Here is a 16953-nt window from a genome sequence, read left to right on the forward strand (position 1 = left end):
TGAATGGAGTTACAGAAATACTTTTCTAAATTCCTTCTCAAAAAAAGAAAAAGACAACTAACGGAGAGAGATTATTTTCTCATTACTGAACTCAGCAAAATGCTTGGAACTGAGGTACAAAATGTTGCCCTCTACCGCGAAGCTTTTTCTTTAAAAAATTCTTCTAAAAATAAAGACAGCAACTACGAAAGGCTGGAATTTTTAGGAGATTCTGTTTTGGGTACAATTATTTCTTGTCATTTGTTTCATACCTATCCTCAAGCTAATGAAGGATATCTGACTCAGATGAAATCTAAGATTGTTAATAGGAAAAATCTTAATAAATTAGGAGAAGACTTAAAACTTACCAATCTTCTGCAGAAACAAAACTCTGTTGTTGCGTTAGGTGAAAACATCTCCGGAAATTTATTTGAAGCTTTAATTGGTGCTGTTTATTTAGATTTCCAGTATGAAACCTGTAAAAAGATCATTCTGGAAAGATTACTTACGCCTACAGAAATTAACAAACTAGAAAATAAAATTGTAAGCTACAAAGGTCTTCTGCTGGAATGGAGCCAGAAGAAGAAACTGAATATAAAGTACGAAACTTGCGAAGAAATTCAGGTAAATAAATCGATTGTTTTCCGATGTCATGTTTGGCTGGGAGAAGAAAAAATCGCGAATGCCACAGAAACTTCCAAGAAGAAAGCCGAAGAAAAGGCAGCACAAAGAGCATTTTATATTTTAAACAAAAAAGAAAATATACTTGGAAATCCAAAAACTTTATGATATAGATGATATTGAATTTGAAGATATTACCATCGGATTGGTAAGATTAGCAAAGAATATACCCGATCATGAGTTTTTCTACAAAGTAAATCAAAACAACGATCTTACATTCAAAAGGATTGAAGATGTTATTCTTCACGGATCTTATTATGATTACTTTTTTCCAAGATTTGAGGCTTACCACAAATTTACAAAGACTTGTTTTACCTTCATTTCGAACAGATCTGCAGAAAGTAAACAAAAAAAATTACAGACTGAACTCTTCTCGGAAGAAGAAAACATTAAATTTTTATTAAATAATCAGGTAGAAGTGCAATATATTTTGCACAGTTCGGAACAGTTTCCTGATTTTTCCGTAATTTTGCTCCCTGAAAATCTTGTGTTTCCGATTCAAGATTATACATTAGGTTCTGAGGAAGAACTTTATCAAATTATCCAGTATTATGAATAAGTATTTAAAGAAGACAAAAATTATTGCAACGCTTGGTCCGGCTTCATCGTCGAAGGAAGTAATGTTAGGGTTAATGAAAGCAGGTGTTGATATTTTCAGAATCAATTTTTCACACGCTGATTACGACTTAGTTCGTTCAAATATCGAGATCATCAGAGAACTTAATAAAGAATATGGCTTCTCGGTTGGTATTTTAGGAGATTTACAGGGTCCTAAACTAAGAGTAGGAGTTGTAAAAGAAGGTTCTTACCTTAATCCGGGAGACATCCTTACTTTTACCAACGAAAAAATTGAAGGAGATTCTACAAAAGTGTACATGACGTACCAACAGTTTCCACAGGATGTGAAGGTTGGAGAAAGAATCCTTATTGATGATGGTAAACTCGTTTTGGAAGTTACTGAAACCAATGAATTAGACACTGTGAAAGCGAAAACCATTCAAGGGGGACCGTTAAGTTCTAAAAAAGGGGTAAACCTTCCCAATACGAATGTTTCTCTTCCTGCTTTAACGGAAAAGGACATTCAGGATGCCAATTTCATGCTGGATCAGGAAGTAGACTGGATCGCACTTTCATTTGTTCGTCATGCACAGGACATTATTGATCTTAAAGAATTAATTTCAAAACATCCGAACGGAAAATTCAAAACGCCGATTATTGCGAAAATTGAAAAGCCGGAAGGTGTAAAAAATATAGAAGAAATTTTACTGGAATGCGACGGTTTGATGGTTGCACGTGGAGATTTAGGAGTTGAAGTTCCGATGGAAGAAGTTCCTGCTATCCAGAAAACGCTGGTAGAAAAAGCAAGATTCTATTCCAAGCCGGTAATTATCGCTACGCAAATGATGGAAACAATGATCAACAGTTTAACACCAACAAGAGCGGAAGTAAATGACGTTGCAAACTCTGTATTGGACGGAGCGGATGCGGTAATGCTTTCAGGAGAAACTTCTGTAGGAAGGTATCCGGTTCAGGTAGTGGAAAATATGGCTAAAATTGTGAAAAACATTGAAACTACTCATTTTTACCAGCACAAAAACGAGCCTATCGAAAAAGATTTCAACTGTATTGATGATCGATTTATCACCAACAGAGTTTGTCTTGCAGCAGTAAGAATCGCGAAAACCACCAACGTTTCTGCGATTGTTACCTTAACAAGTTCAGGATATACAGCGTTTCAGCTTTCGGCACACAGACCCAATTCACACATCATCGTATATAGTGGAAACAAGAGGGTTATTACCATGCTGAATTTACTTTGGGGAGTTCACGCCTATTATTACGATATGAAGAAATCTACTGATGAAACGATTATCCAGGTAAATATGCTGACACATAACTACGGATATATCGAGGCTGGAGACTTTGTAATCAACATCAATGCAACTCCATCTTACGAAGGCGGGAAAACAAATACTTTAAGATTAACGACAGTTTAATTTAAACGAAGTCATTATAAACAAAAAAAACTCACGAAATTTATTCGTGAGTTTTTTTGTTTTTATGAGCCAAAAACGGAAAGAATAAATATTGAAAGCTCATTAAGCAGGACTTCCATCTCCCCTCTTCAAACTTCCCTTCTACTCATAATTTCCTACAACAGTTCTTGCTGTTACGAATTCCCGTAAAGCCAATAAAGAAAGTTCTGTTCCATATCCTGAAGCTTTTGATCCACCGAATGGAAAACGCGGATCAGAACTCGTCATTCTGTTGATATTAACGGTTCCAGATTCAAGGTTTTCAATAAAAAATAACTGTCGTGACTGATCTTTTGTCCATACGGAATTGGAAAGTCCGAAAGGAATATCATTCGCCATTTTTAAAGCTTCTTCGTCATTTTTAGCAATCATCACCATTCCCAAAGGTCCGAAAAGCTCTTCCTGTAAAATAGGATTTCCTTCCTGCACACGAATTAAACCGGGTCTGAATTCATTTTCAGAAATTCTTTCCAGAGGAAGAATGATTTCAGCTCCGTGTTCCAGTGCTTTCTGAAACTGCTTTTCCAGTTCATCCGCAAGATCCGGTCTTGCCATTCCGGCAATTTTGGTTTCTTTATCCATCGGATCTCCAACTTCATATTTCTTATATTCTTCAATAAATTTAGGAAGAAAAGCGTCTTCAATTTTTTCATCGATGATGAATCTTTTTGCTGCAGTACAGGTTTGTCCGCAATTCTGAAGTCTTGATTTTACCCCTGCTTTTGCGGCTTCATCCAGATCTCCGTCGTCCAATACAATAAAAGCATCACTTCCGCCAAGTTCAAGCAATGATTTTTTGATATTTAGACCTGCAATAGAAGCCACTTCTCCACCCGCTTTTCCGCTTCCTGTAAGACTGACTCCTTTTATAGCATCATGTTCGAGAATTCCTTTTACTTCTTTATGACTTACCTCAAGATTCTGGAAAATTCCTTCTGGAAATCCGGCTTCCAAAAGTACTTCTTCGATAGCATTTCCGCTTCCGAAACAAATTGAAGCATGTTTTAACACAACGGTATTTCCAGCTAAAATGGAAGGAACGGCAAATCTCAAGACCTGCCAAAAAGGAAAATTCCATGGCATTACTCCTAAAATTACCCCTTTTGGAACATAATGAACTTCAGAATAAGAAAATTCGGACTCGATTTTCTCTGGTTTTAAAATATTTTCAGCATCTGCATAATAATTCATCATTAAAGCACATTTTTCAACCTCAGCAACAGATTCTGAAATAGGTTTGTTCATTTCCTGAGTAATGATTGTTCCAAATTTTTCAGAATTGTTTTTTAAGATTTCCGCTGCTTTAGCAATGAGTTTCTGTCTGTCTTCGAATGGTACTTTTCTCCATTCTGAAAATGCCTTATCTGCTTTGATAAGTTTATTTTCAATTAATTGTTCCATACTATAATTTCTGTTTTTAAATTCAGAATGTGCCGAATTTAATTAATGCTTTTCTTCAAGCATCTTGGAAGCAACAAATCCTGTTCCTTCTGGTTATATAAAATAATGATTTTTTCTATCGGAATATTGTTAATTTTTATGTTAAATCATAAACCACTCATTCATAAGTGTTGCGGCTAATCTTGCAGTTCTTTCGTGTATGTCAAACTGAGGATTTACCTCTGCGACGTCGAGTGCCAAAAGTTTTTCACTTTTCAGAATATGTCTGTAAAAATGCATGAATGCGGCATCAGCAAAAATTCCGTTATAAGCGGAAGCGGAAACTCCGGGAGCAATGGAAGCGTTGAAAACATCCATACAAATCGTAAGATACAGATAATCTACACTGTCGAGCAGATCATTAATTCTTTGGTAAACGGAAGGTAAATTTTCAAAGAAAAGTTCATCGGCAAGAATATATTTCATTCCGTACTGATGAGCGGTATCAAATAATTTCAAAGTATTTGAATTTCTCTGAATTCCGATATGCAGCGAATGAATTTCGCCTTCCTGAGCAATTTGCCAGAATCCGGTTCCGGAACTCGCTCCTACTCCATTTTCAGGCTGTCTGTTATCAAAATGAGCATCGATGTTAATGATTCCTATTTTCTGTTCGGGAAAAGCTGTTTTTAAGCCTAAATAATGTGCATACGTGACTTCATGACCTCCGCCTAAAACTACAGATCTCCCTCCTTTCAACAACACTTTGGAAACATTTTTAGCAAGATTGTTTTGCGTATTTTCTAAATTCCCGTCATCACAGGTAATATTTCCAAAATCCAGCAAAGAAAAATCAGGACGGATTACAGGAAAATTCGACATATTTTTACGGATAATATCCGGAGCATCTTTTGCACCCTGTCTTCCCTTATTCCGTCTAACGCCTTCATCTACAGCAAATCCATGTAAAACGAAATCTTTAGGTGAAACAAGATCGTAGTTATTTTCTTCTTTTACCCTCTGAAATATTCTGTGGAAAAGAAGCTCTTCTCCGTCTAATCTTCCCTGCCAAATATTATTCATACTAATTTATGTTTTGTGATTTTGTTATTCTTTATACCTATAAATACTTATGAGGAATTTAATGATAAAATATATTATTAAAATAAATATGATGAACCAAATTATTAAAATAGCTGCATTTAAAATATTATTGGAATTGCTTTCTATTTTCTCTGTAAAAATTGCAAAAACGCCAACAAAAGACAGAAAAATAAATAATATCATTGATACTAAAATCAATAGGAAATGAATGATGATCTTTTTCATCTAACCTTAATTATTAGCTTTATAATTTAATTATTTAATCCTGCCAACTAAATTTATGAATACACTTTTTAATATTTGGAAAATACTAAACACACATCTTGTTAAGAAATAAAAAGATATCAATATTAATAAAAGAAAACTTATAAAAACAAAACCTGAATATATAAGATTCAAAAACTGTCCTCCGGTTTTTATATTTCCAATATTAACCCAAAGAGATTGCAAGATAGAAAGTACATTTAATGATATTATAAGAAGTACGAAATAAATTACAAGATTTTTAATTCCTTTCAGCATGGCAAAGTTTTTTATAATAATTTACCATCAATATAAACCTTGTTCGCTTTCAAGCTTCCCTGATTATAAAGAACATTCTGGAAATTATTCGTTTTGAAAGTCACAAAATCTGCTTTTTGTCCTTCGGTTAATCTTCCTCTGTCTTCCAGACCAAGCGCAAAAGCTGATCGGAAAGTAATTCCTGCTAAAACTTCTGCTGTCGTCAACTTTTCAAATGTTGCCAGAATGGAAGCCTGAGTAATTAAATTTCCCATCGGCGCAGAACCTGGATTCCAGTCACTTGCGATCGCTACAATCGCTCCTGCGTCCAGTAATTTTCTAGCCGGCGTAAATTTTTCTCCCAATCCTAAACTTGCACCCGGTAAAGCAGTTGCCACTGTATCGGACTTGGCTAAAAATTCAATATCGTCATCAATAGTAGCTTCCAGATGATCGGCAGATTTTGCCTCCACTTCAACTGCAATTCTTGAACTTCCCGGAGTAAACTGATCGGCATGAACAGTAATTTCAAAACCCAATTCTTTAGCTTTTAACAAAAAATCTCTGCTTTCTTCGGGCTGAAATGCAGATTTTTCAATGAAAATATCGACCCGCTTTGCAAGTTCCTCTTCTTTTACTTTCGGTAAAATTTCCGTTACAATATAGTGCAAGTACTCTTCATTGCTTCCTTCAAAATCTCTTGGCTTCAGATGTGCGGAAAGACAGGTCGGAACCAGAGTTGCTTTCGTCTTTTCCTGCGCTTTTTTAATGATGCGAAGCATTTTCAGTTCGTTTTCAGCGTCTAAACCATAACCGCTTTTTACTTCAATGGTTGTAATTCCAAGAGAAATTAAAAAATCAATTCTTTCCAGCAAAGTTTTTAACAATTCTTCCTCCGATGCATTTCTTGTATGCTGCACCGAACTCCAGATTCCTCCCCCGCTTTCCGCAATTTCGAGGTAAGTTTTTCCCGCGTTACGCATGGCGAAATCATTCGCCCTGTTTCCGCCAAAACATATATGCGTGTGGGAATCTGTAAAAGCCGGAAGAACAATCTGCTCTTCTTCTACCGTTTCAATTTCTATATTCTGGTTTTCAGATTTTAATGCATCAAAATCTCCGACCTTTTTGATTTTATCATTATCGATTAAAATTCCTCCGTCAGGAATGATCTCAAGTTGTTCGTCTGAAAGTTTTCCTCTTAAAGGAAGGTTTGCAAGTGTTACCACCTGCTTGAAAGGACCAATTAGTTTCATTACTATAAGATTAAGATTGAGGCTTAGATTAAGGATGAATTCTGTTTAAATGATTTGTTATCTTATTTAAATCATGTACAACTTCATTAATTAAATTTTTTATTACTAAACACTCATTTTCTGAAAAATATTTTACTCGGCTTCCGTATATCAAATGGCTTTTTGTTTCAAATGCAGATCCTCTGGAAATATCATAAAACCTGCTTTTATCTTTCGCTGTTCTTCTCCCAAAACCTTCAGCAATATTTGCTGAAATACTTTCCGCTGATCTTCTTAATTGTGAAGTCAATGCATAATCTTCTTTTTTGGGTAAACTTTCAGACATATTAAAACATTTTCCAGCAATATCCATTGCCTTTTGCCAAACGGGCATCTCAGTAAAATCTTTTATCATTTGTTATTACTATTTGCCTCTCAAAAATACTTAAAATATATCAATATTGTAAATCACAAATACACTTCCCCATAACCTTTACTTAAATCTCAGAATTCCACTAAAATTAATCTCAGCCTCAATCTTAATTTTTACCTCAATTTTCCTATCTTTACGGTAAATGAAATTGAATTAATGCCCGATTTTTTACATCCCGATAAAGACAATTATTCCCGCGAAGAACTTGCGCAGGAAGAGCAGATTCGTCCCCAGAGTTTTAAAGATTTTGCCGGACAGAGAAAAACATTGGAAAATCTTGAAGTTTTCGTGACGGCTGCTAAAAGGCGTGGCGGAGCTCTGGATCATGTTCTTTTGCATGGCCCTCCCGGTTTGGGAAAAACCACACTTGCCAATATTATCGCGAATGAACTTGGGGTAAACTGCAAAATAACTTCTGGACCTGTTTTGGATAAACCCGGAAGTTTAGCCGGTTTATTAACCAATCTGGAAGAAAATGATGTGCTTTTCATTGATGAAATTCACCGTCTTTCTCCTGTTGTGGAAGAATATCTGTATTCGGCAATGGAAGATTATAAAATCGACATTATGCTGGAAACCGGTCCGAATGCGAGAAGTGTACAAATCGGCTTGAATCCTTTTACTTTAGTGGGAGCAACAACACGAAGCGGAATGCTTACAAAACCGATGTTGGCAAGATTCGGGATCCAAAGCAGACTGGAATATTATACCATTGAACTTTTGTCGATGATTATTATCCGAAGTGCAAGAGTTCTGGGCGTAAAAATTTATGAAGATGCCGCAATTGAAATTGCCAGAAGAAGCCGTGGAACACCGAGAATTGCCAATGCACTGCTAAGAAGAGTCCGCGATTTTGCAGAGATAAAAGGAAACGGAGAAATCGAAATCAACATTACAAAATATGCTTTGGATTCATTAAATGTGGACGAATTTGGTCTGGATGAGATGGATAACAAAATCATGCGTGTTATGATTGAAAATTTCAAAGGAAAACCTGTGGGAATTTCGGCTTTGGCAACATCTATTGCAGAAAACCCTGAAACTCTGGAAGAAGTTTATGAACCTTTTCTGATTCAGGAAGGATTTATTATCAGAACTCCGAGAGGAAGAGAGGTTACGGAAAAAGCATACAAACATCTGAATATTGCGGTACCGAGAAATCCGGGTGAATTGTTTTAAGTTTAACTTGATTTCGAAGTAAAATTTAGATTTTCATTCAAATAAAAAATAAACAACATTATAAAAAACTCAATATTATATGAAGCTATATCCAATACAATGCGGAAAATTTAAGCTCGACGGCGGAGCGATGTTCGGAGTCGTCCCAAAGAGTCTGTGGGAAAAAACCAATCCTGCAGACGAAAGAAACCTGATTGAACTGGGAACCCGTTCTCTTCTTGTGGAAGACGGAAAAAAATTAATCTTAATTGACTGTGGTCTTGGAAATAAGCAGGACGACAAATTTTTCGGTCATTATTCGCTTTGGGGAGATGATAATTTAGACAAAAACTTAAAAAAATATGGTTTTGTAAGAGAGGACATCACGGATGTTTTCCTTACTCACCTTCACTTCGATCACTGCGGTGGCGCGATTGAATGGAATGATGATAAAACAGGTTACAGACCTGCTTTCAAAAATGCACAGTTCTGGACGAATGAAAATCACTGGAAATGGGCAACGGAACCTAATGCGAGAGAAAAAGCGAGTTTTCTGAAAGAGAATATTATCCCGATTCAGGAAAGCGGACAACTGAACTTTCTACCCCTTCCGGCAAACGGAAATTATGGTTTTGCACCTGACTTGAAAATGGATGTCATTTTTGTGGATGGTCATACGGAAAAGCAAATGCTTCCTGTGATTCAGTATCAGGAAAAAACGATTGTTTTTGCAGCAGATTTAATTCCGACAGCGGGACACATTCCTCAGGTTTATGTGATGGGTTACGATACGCGTCCTCTTTTAACTTTAGAAGAAAAGGGTAAATTTCTTAAGCAGTGTGTGGATAATGAGTATCTTTTATTCTTTGAGCATGACGCACATAACGAACTGGCAAGTCTGAAAATGACTGAGAAAGGGGTAAGATTAGATGAGACGTTTAGTTTTAATGATGTTTTTGGATATTAATTTTTGATTATGGAGGAATTACATTCAGAAGCTCAGAAAGCAGAACCTGATCCCTTATCTGCACCCAAAATCATTGGCTTAACAGGCGGAATCGGCTCAGGAAAAACTACGGTTGCCAAATTCATTGAAGAGTTCGGATTTCCGGTTTATTATTCGGATGACAGGGCGAAAGATATCGTAAACGACAATGATGATTTAAAGCTGAAAATCAAGGAACTTTTAGGAGATGAAGCTTATGACGAAAAAGGATTTTATAATCGGAAATTTGTTGCTGAAAAGGTTTTTAACGATAAAGATCTTCTTCAGAGCTTAAATGAAATTATTCACCCTGCTGTAAGAACAGATTTTGAAGAGTGGGTGAAAAAGCAGACAAAGTATCTGGTTTTTAAAGAAACAGCTTTATTGTTTGAATTAAAATTAAACCAGCAATGTTATAGGTCTTTACTTGTTACCGCTGAAGATAATATCAGAATAAAAAGAGTAATGGATCGGGACGGAAAAACCTACCGCGAAGTTCAGGCAGTAATGGAAAAACAGATGCCGGAAAAAGACAAAATAAAACTTGCAGACTGCATCATCTATAACAATACAAATCTTGAAGATCTCAAGGAACAAACTGAAAAAGTTGTTTTTGATATTGAATAAAAATTAAACTCGTTGGATTATTTCTAACGAGTTTTTTTATACTTTCTGTTCTTCAGGTAAAAAAAGCAGGCTCTCAGAAATGAGAGCCTGCTTAAGTTGATTAATGATTAAATGTATTATTCTTTAATAAATTTCTTCTGAACAGAAATGGTGTCTCCATCCAAGATGTCTATTACATAAAGTCCATTTATCAGGTTATGAACGTCGATCTTATTGTTTAGGATAATACCGCTTGATAATAATTGTCCTGCTGAATTATAGATCTTATAATTCGCTTTTTTGCTGATATTTTTCACATACAATACTGAGCTCACCGGATTCGGATAAATCATAACATCTGTCTGATTGATCGAATTAGCAACCGGAAGTTTAGAAATTCTTACCGTGTAATCTTCTACTTCACCATCTGGGAAGCTGTTACAGTTTACCGGAATGATATCTTTGCCCATTGCCACTCTCATCACTACATATTTGTAGTCTACCAGACTGATGAATGCATCTGCAGGTACTGTAAATGTAGTGCTCGCGGTAGGATTGCTGTTTGGTCCGTCAGCAAGGATTCTTTCGTTGATATCGAAGTATCCGTTTCTGTTGAAATCGATCCAGACTGCAACTCCTGCTTTATTGTTTCCTGCTAATTTTTTATCGATCACGATCTTGTTATCCGTAGATCCCTGAATCAGCTCGATAAATTTAGCCGGAACTCCTGTATAATCTGAATAATTAGATCCTACAGAAATATTTGTCATCTGAGGTTTACCGTTTGGTGTTACCGTTACTTTAGAAATATATTCTGAAGTTATAGCTCCTGTTGATGCCATCTGACAATAAACAATCGTTGGCGTTGTGAAGAAATACGGCAGTGTATACGTTCCCGGAGTTCCGCTGCAAACGTTTGCTACCTGCATTTCATACTGTGTCAATTCAGATAAACCTGTAAGGGTAATCGTATTGGTATTAGACGGAACCATTGTCCAGCTCGGAATTCCTACTTTTCTGTATCTTAAGATATAAGTAGCACCCGGGAAAGGATCCCAAGTTACCTGAGCTGTTGTCGGTGTAATCGCTGTAATGGTAAGTCCCGGAGGAGGTAGCTGACAAGTTCTTTCCGTTGTAAATACTTTAGGATTAGACCAAGGGTTAACTGTGGTTTCTCCGTTACAGATATTTGCTACCTGTACTTCATAGGTTGTATAAGGGCTTAAACCTGTAAGAGTGTAAGTATTCAACGGTGCTGCAGTAACGTTTATTGTAGCCCATGTTGCTGTACCTACAATTCTATATCTGATTACATAAGTCGCACTTGGTACAACAGGAGCCCATGTTACTACGGCTGAGTTAGTAGTTACAGTTCCTATTGTTACATTCGGAGGGGTTGGATCACATCTTGTTGTGAATGTCTGAGTAGGTGTAAATGTTCCAGGAGTTGTTCCACAGCTTCCAGCTATCTGTACTTCATACGTTGTAGCCGGTGTTAAACCTGTTAAAGCCAATGGAGGGTTTCCTGTAAGTGTTGATACAACCACCTGAGTCCATGTAGGAGTTCCCGCTACTCTGTATCTTACGATAAATGTAAGACCACCTGTAGGTACTGTCCATGTAACATTCGCAGAAGTATGCGTAATAGTATTGAAGGCTAAGTTAGTTGGTGTTGTAGTAGAACAAGGTCTCAATTTCACCGCATAATCTTCTACTTCTCCATTTACTGCATTCTGACACATAACAGGAGCACTTGTACGTTTAAGAACAACTCTCATTGTCGTTGTTAAAGGTCCGTTATATGCTGTTGCAGGAACGTTAAACAATGCTGTAACAGGAGTTGTAGTACTTGCTGCAGAAGCCATTATTTGCTCTGAAGTTTCAAATACGCCATTTCTGTTAAAGTCTATCCAAGCCGAAACTGCATCATTTTGTGCTCCGCCTTTAGCTACTGAAATCTGGTTTCCTGTAGAACCTATTTCTAAGTTCACCAATGTTGCCGGAGTGGTATAGCTGATATAATTTGTCTGTACAGAAGTATTACTCATTGGAGGAATACCCGGATTCACAGAAGTTATTGTAACGTTTGAAATAAAGTCAGTTGTTCCAGTACCCGTCATATTACAATAAGTAATTGGCGTAGTAGTAAACAGCACAGACGTAGACCAAGGTCCCTGAACTCCACCGCAAATTGTTGCTACCTGAACTTCATAAGCAGTCTGCTCAGTAAGTCCGGTAATGTTGTAAGTATTTCCTGTAATTACAGCAGATGTATTCCAAGTTCCAACTGGGTTAGTAGTTCTCCATCTTACCAAATAAGTTGCCCCGGTAGAAGAGATCCAGGATACTGTAGCTGTAGTTGCTGCAATATTGGACATTGTAATACCAGTAGGAGCAGCCGTGGTACATGGCTGAATGTCTACAAATTTAACCTGATAGTCTTCAACTTCACCGTTGCTTGTAAGTGGTGAACAAGCATCTGTAGGTGTTAAGAAATATACAATAACACGCATTTTCACTTTATTCGTACCAGAGTAAGCTCCGGCAGGAACAGGGAAAGTAGCAGTAACCGGAGTTGTGGAAGAATATCCTAAGTTCATTATTCTTTCTCCACCGGCAACTGTTGTTGGGTTGTTATTAAAAATTCCATCGCCGTTAAAATCTATCCATGCATAAGTAGAATATGTACTTGATAAGATTGTTCTTCCTACAGAAAGTACGTTACCTGTAGAATTACGAGCTAATGTAATAATCTTTGTTGCATCATTAGAATAATCTGTATAGGTACTAGGTCCGGAGTTGTTAGACATCATCGGTGTATTCGTACCTGTAACCGTAATATTATTGATGTATCCGTCAGTTACAGTTGCAGTACCTGAATTACAATATGAAATTGCAGGCGTTGTAAAGTTGGTTGAAGCAGACCAAGCTCCTGTAACACCACCACAAATAGTTGCAACCTGTACTTCATAAGTAGTAGCTGCATTTAAGTTTATAATAGTGTAAGGATTAGTTGCCGGAGCAATTACAGTCCATGCTCCAGTACCTGTTCTGTATCTTAATGTATAAGTTGCACCTGTAGCATTGATCCAAGAAACCAAAGCTGTAGAAGCTGTAACGTTTGAAACAACAACAGGAGTTGGAGGAGCTGTAGTACAAGCAGCAAGATCTATAATCTTAACCGCATAATCTTCAATTTCTCCGTTTGCAACTGTTGCACAAGGATCTGTAATTGTAGAAGTAGAGAAAATAACTCTCATTCTAAGTGTTAACGGACCATTATAAGCAGTTGCAGGAACTGTAAATGTAGCCGTAATAGGAGTTGTTGTACTTGCTGTAGTACTGATTACTCTTTCTCCTGTTTCAAAAATACCGTTTCTGTTAAAGTCAATCCACGCACCAACAGCTAAAGAAGATGTTGTGGTTGTTAGCCAAGATTTAGAAACAGAGATTGTGTTGTTCGTAGAGTTACGAACCAATGTTACCAATTTGGCTGGATCCGGAGAATAGTTTGTATATGAATTGGCTCCTGAATTATTACTCATTACGTAAGAATTCGTTGGAGCAACTGTCACGTTAGAAATATAACCGTTCGTATTATTTGTAGAAGTAATATTACAATAGGTTACCGCCGGCGTTGTAAACTGATAAGGAGCAGTAAACGTACCTGTAGTTCCTGAACAAACATACGCCACCTGAACTTCATATTGAGTTTGCTCCAGAAGGTTGTTTATTGTATAAGCATTCGTTGTTAAAGGAACTGTAATCCAGGTTGGAGAACCTACCTGTCTGTATTGTAATATGTATGTTGCTCCTATTGCAGGATCCCACATTACATAAGCTGAAGTTGCTGTGATATTTGTAACAGAAAGATTTAATGGAGCATTACTTGTACAAGGAATAGGCTGAATTAATTTAACTGCGTAGTCCTCAACTTCTCCATCACCAAAACTTTGACACATTACAGGAGATGTGATATATCTCATAGCTACTCTCATCCTTGTCGTTGCTGGTCCATTGTAAGCTGTTGCAGGAACGTTGAAAGTTGCTGAAACTGGAGTTGTAGTGCTTGAAGGTGAATTCATTACCTGCTCAGTCGCTTCAAAAACTCCATTTCTGTTAAAGTCTATCCATACACCTACTGCTTCGCTCCATACTGTACCTGGGAAGAATTTTGTAACAGAAACAGTATTTCCTGTAGAACCGATTACTAAGTTTACCAAAGCACTTGGAGTAGCAGAATAATCAGTATAAGTAGATCCCGCAGAGTTATTACTCATTACAGCAGCACCTACAGGTGTTACCGTTACATTAGAGATATACTCTGAAGCAAAGTTACTGGATGTCATTGTACAGTAAGTAAGACCTAAAGTCGTAAAGTTTGTAGAAGCAGAGAATGGTCCCTGTACTCCATTACAAACTGTAGAAACCTGAACTTCATATTGAATACCATCAGTAAGACCTGTAAGGTTTATTGAGTTTGTTGCAGCATTCACTGTGATCCAAGTTGTACTTCCTACCGGACGGTAACGAACTACATAAGTGGAGTTCGTCGTAGCTGCCCAGGTAACTGTAGCTGTAGTCTGCGTAATCGCAGAAACAACAATACCTGTAGGAGCTGCTCCTGTACAAGTAAGTAAAGAAGTTACTGTTGCACTTCCGATGGCATAGAATACATTTCCTATTGAACTAACTCTGATCTTAACTGTTCCTCCCACAGTAAGTCCCGTTAAGTTAAGAGATTCACTACCATCGTTTGGCGTTGAAGCTACCGCTACTGTCCATGTTACTCCGTTATCTGTGGTGTAATCAATTTTTACATTCGCGACATTGTATGGAGCAGCGGTGGTATTAACTACGTCCCAAGTTACGTTTGTTGCACCATTATTATAGGCATTGGTTGTCGTTACTTTAAACGGACCGTCATTTCCAACAATAATCTGCTGATTGGCAAACTCGGTTTGCTGTTGAGTAGGAACCGGATTATTATCTCTTACCGTTACTCTGAAATTCGTTGTTCTTGCAATAGTGGAAACAGATTCCCATCCATTGTTAGAGTTGTTTAAAACTCCAGCCAATACAGAAGATAATTTAGGGAAATATCTTGTTGGGCTTGTCGTTGGATTAAATGATCTGAACGTAGCACCACTTGCAGTAGTTCCTAAGTTATTCTTATTAATTGTTACACTGGCGTTATCTACTTGTTCCCAACAATATGTCATCGGATCATTTTCAGCATCTGTAGCAGAAGCTGTTAAAACAAATGCTGTTCCTTTAGGAATATTATAAGTAGGCAGTGGTGCAATTACAGGAGGGTTGTTTGTAATTGGAGTTTCAACATCACACGTTCTGCTGATTAATCTGTTCTGTACCTGAGTAATGCTTACTGCATGGAAGTAAGGATCAGAGTGAGCCTGAACATCAGTATTTGCTCCTGTGATTCCTGCATATCCCATAATTGTTGACCCGGATCCCGGCTCAACGTTTACTCCGGCTGTTTCCAAACCATGGGAGAATGTATGATTTGCACCCAATTGATGACCTATCTCGTGGGCTACATAATCTATATCAAAATTATCTCCCTGAGGAATACCATCCGCAGGAGAAGTATATCCTGATCCTTTCTGCTGAGAAGTGGGACCTGTAGGATCTACACAAATACATCCTATACATCCTGCATTACCTCCACCACCGGAAGCACCAAATAGGTGACCGATATCGTAGTTGGCATTCCCAACGTTAGCAGTAAGTGTTTGCTGAAGTTCCAAATTCCAGTTATTCATCTGGGCTGCAGGCGAATAAGGATCTGTTGCAGCATTGGTATAAATTACGTTTGGAAAATTCTGTAAATTAAGGTGTAAAGCAAAATCTTTTTCAAATACCCCATTTACTCTGGTTAGTGTTGCATTGATTGCTGTTAAAGCATTAGCAACGGTACCGCCGAAGTACTGCGTATATTCACCTGTTACAGACATTGCCAGTCTCATCGTTCTGTACTTTTTGTCGGATGACTTAGCAAAATTTGTTGTCTGATTGGCAAATGATTTTCCCTCTGCATAAAGGTTGGCTATCTCTTGTTTGGATAGTCTGTCTTCGTTCATAGAGCAAAGAAAACCTTCATTGCTTTTATCAGTTTTTGGATGCACACCATAAACTGTTTTGTTTTTATCAGCAGGTTCTATAAATTCATATTTACCATCCTTAATGATCATCGACTGAAAATCATCGGGTGCTAAACTGAATCTCAGATATTTGCCGGGATCATCTACCCCGACTCCTACATAAGATCCTAACTGATACTGATCTGCCAGTTCTTTTACGACCACAGGGAAGCTGTAAACGGCAAATTTTTCAATTTTCCCATCTAAAGTTGGCAAAGAAATCGTGACGGGTTTTGCATTTTTTCCCGTTTCCTGAGCTTTCGCCAATTGAGACTTTAGCAGAGAAATGTCCAAAGAGTAATAGTTCTTAATATCAGAACTAGCTCTGGCTTTTTCCCCTCGAAATGTAGTGGGACTCCATTGTGCACTGGTAATCGCAAACAAAAAGAGGAAAAAGAAAGAAGTAAAATTTTTCTTCATAACTTTCTCAATATATTAATTATACAAATCTAAACAAATTTAATTATTAAATTAAAAATATTTCTATTTTTTTTATACAGACTTTTCAACAATTCAATTCAAAGCATTGGGAATAAGTAAACAAATAAATAATATATGAGAAATTAAAAAACTTCAGTTATTATAGCTGCTGTAATAAATGTTTACAAATATAACCCCTGCAAAATATATATTTAAGTAAAAAAAACAAAAAATCCTCAGGTAAAAAACCTGAGGATTTCTATCATTGAAATTT

General features: G+C 37.0%; 11 protein-coding genes. 6 read left to right on the plus strand and 5 right to left on the minus strand.

Annotated features, from left to right (window positions below; translation table 11 throughout):
* Nucleotides 1-3 precede the first annotated feature (3 nt).
* From rnc to pyk, 3 genes are read left to right on the plus strand one after another with little or no spacing between them, the layout of a single operon-like run.
* On the plus strand, nucleotides 4-768 hold the full coding sequence (rnc, locus tag H6W52_RS08065) for a ribonuclease III (RefSeq protein ID WP_076390691.1): 765 nt from the start codon (nucleotides 4-6) through the stop codon (nucleotides 766-768).
* On the plus strand, nucleotides 746-1219 hold the full coding sequence (locus H6W52_RS08070) for an IPExxxVDY family protein (protein ID WP_108409443.1): 474 nt from the start codon (nucleotides 746-748) through the stop codon (nucleotides 1217-1219). Before rnc ends, H6W52_RS08070 begins: the two co-directional genes overlap by 23 nt.
* Complete coding sequence (gene pyk, locus H6W52_RS08075; RefSeq protein WP_116097700.1) at nucleotides 1212-2657, plus strand: pyruvate kinase; 1446 nt, start codon at nucleotides 1212-1214, stop codon at nucleotides 2655-2657. The genes H6W52_RS08070 and pyk overlap by 8 nt, the downstream gene beginning before the upstream one ends.
* Before the next feature lie 141 nt (nucleotides 2658-2798).
* Here pyk and H6W52_RS08080 read toward each other — a convergent pair whose 3' ends face one another.
* The 4 genes from H6W52_RS08080 to H6W52_RS08095 form a co-directional block, all read right to left on the minus strand.
* Entirely contained in the window at nucleotides 2799-4097 is a 1299-nt protein-coding gene (locus H6W52_RS08080; protein ID WP_116097702.1) for an NAD-dependent succinate-semialdehyde dehydrogenase, read from the minus strand.
* A gap of 141 nt (nucleotides 4098-4238) precedes the next feature.
* Nucleotides 4239-5159, minus strand: coding sequence for a formimidoylglutamase (gene hutG / locus H6W52_RS08085; protein WP_116097704.1), 921 nt, complete (start codon nucleotides 5157-5159; stop codon nucleotides 4239-4241).
* Between the two features lie 554 nt (nucleotides 5160-5713).
* On the minus strand, nucleotides 5714-6937 hold the full coding sequence (gene hutI / locus H6W52_RS08090; RefSeq protein ID WP_116097708.1) for an imidazolonepropionase: 1224 nt from the start codon (nucleotides 6935-6937) through the stop codon (nucleotides 5714-5716).
* Between the two features lie 28 nt (nucleotides 6938-6965).
* Nucleotides 6966-7331: a four helix bundle protein gene (locus H6W52_RS08095; protein ID WP_116097710.1), complete on the minus strand. Its 366-nt coding sequence runs from the start codon at nucleotides 7329-7331 to the stop codon at nucleotides 6966-6968.
* A gap of 174 nt (nucleotides 7332-7505) precedes the next feature.
* On the opposite strand from H6W52_RS08095, the gene ruvB reads away from it, so the two are divergent.
* The 3 genes from ruvB (at nucleotide 7506) to coaE (ending at nucleotide 10119) form a co-directional block, all read left to right on the plus strand.
* Entirely contained in the window at nucleotides 7506-8528 is a 1023-nt protein-coding gene (ruvB, locus tag H6W52_RS08100; protein ID WP_116097712.1) for a Holliday junction branch migration DNA helicase RuvB, read from the plus strand.
* A 79-nt stretch (nucleotides 8529-8607) separates the two neighbouring features.
* Nucleotides 8608-9474 carry an MBL fold metallo-hydrolase gene (locus tag H6W52_RS08105; protein ID WP_116097714.1) on the plus strand — a complete coding sequence of 289 codons (867 nt, stop codon included), beginning with the start codon at nucleotides 8608-8610 and terminating at the stop codon, nucleotides 9472-9474.
* Nucleotides 9475-9483: 9 nt separating this feature from the next.
* A complete protein-coding gene (gene coaE / locus H6W52_RS08110) occupies nucleotides 9484-10119 on the plus strand; it encodes a dephospho-CoA kinase (RefSeq protein WP_116097716.1) in 636 nt (211 codons plus the stop codon).
* Between the two features lie 116 nt (nucleotides 10120-10235).
* On the opposite strand, the gene H6W52_RS08115 is transcribed toward coaE, so the two are convergent.
* The gene (locus tag H6W52_RS08115; RefSeq protein ID WP_116097718.1) at nucleotides 10236-16679 is read right to left on the minus strand and encodes a GEVED domain-containing protein; all 6444 of its coding nucleotides are present in this window, start codon (nucleotides 16677-16679) and stop codon (nucleotides 10236-10238) included.
* Nucleotides 16680-16953: the final 274 nt, after the last annotated feature.

Source organism: Chryseobacterium sp. C2(2020) (assembly GCF_014218915.1).
GTDB lineage: Bacteria > Bacteroidota > Bacteroidia > Flavobacteriales > Weeksellaceae > Chryseobacterium > Chryseobacterium mucoviscidosis.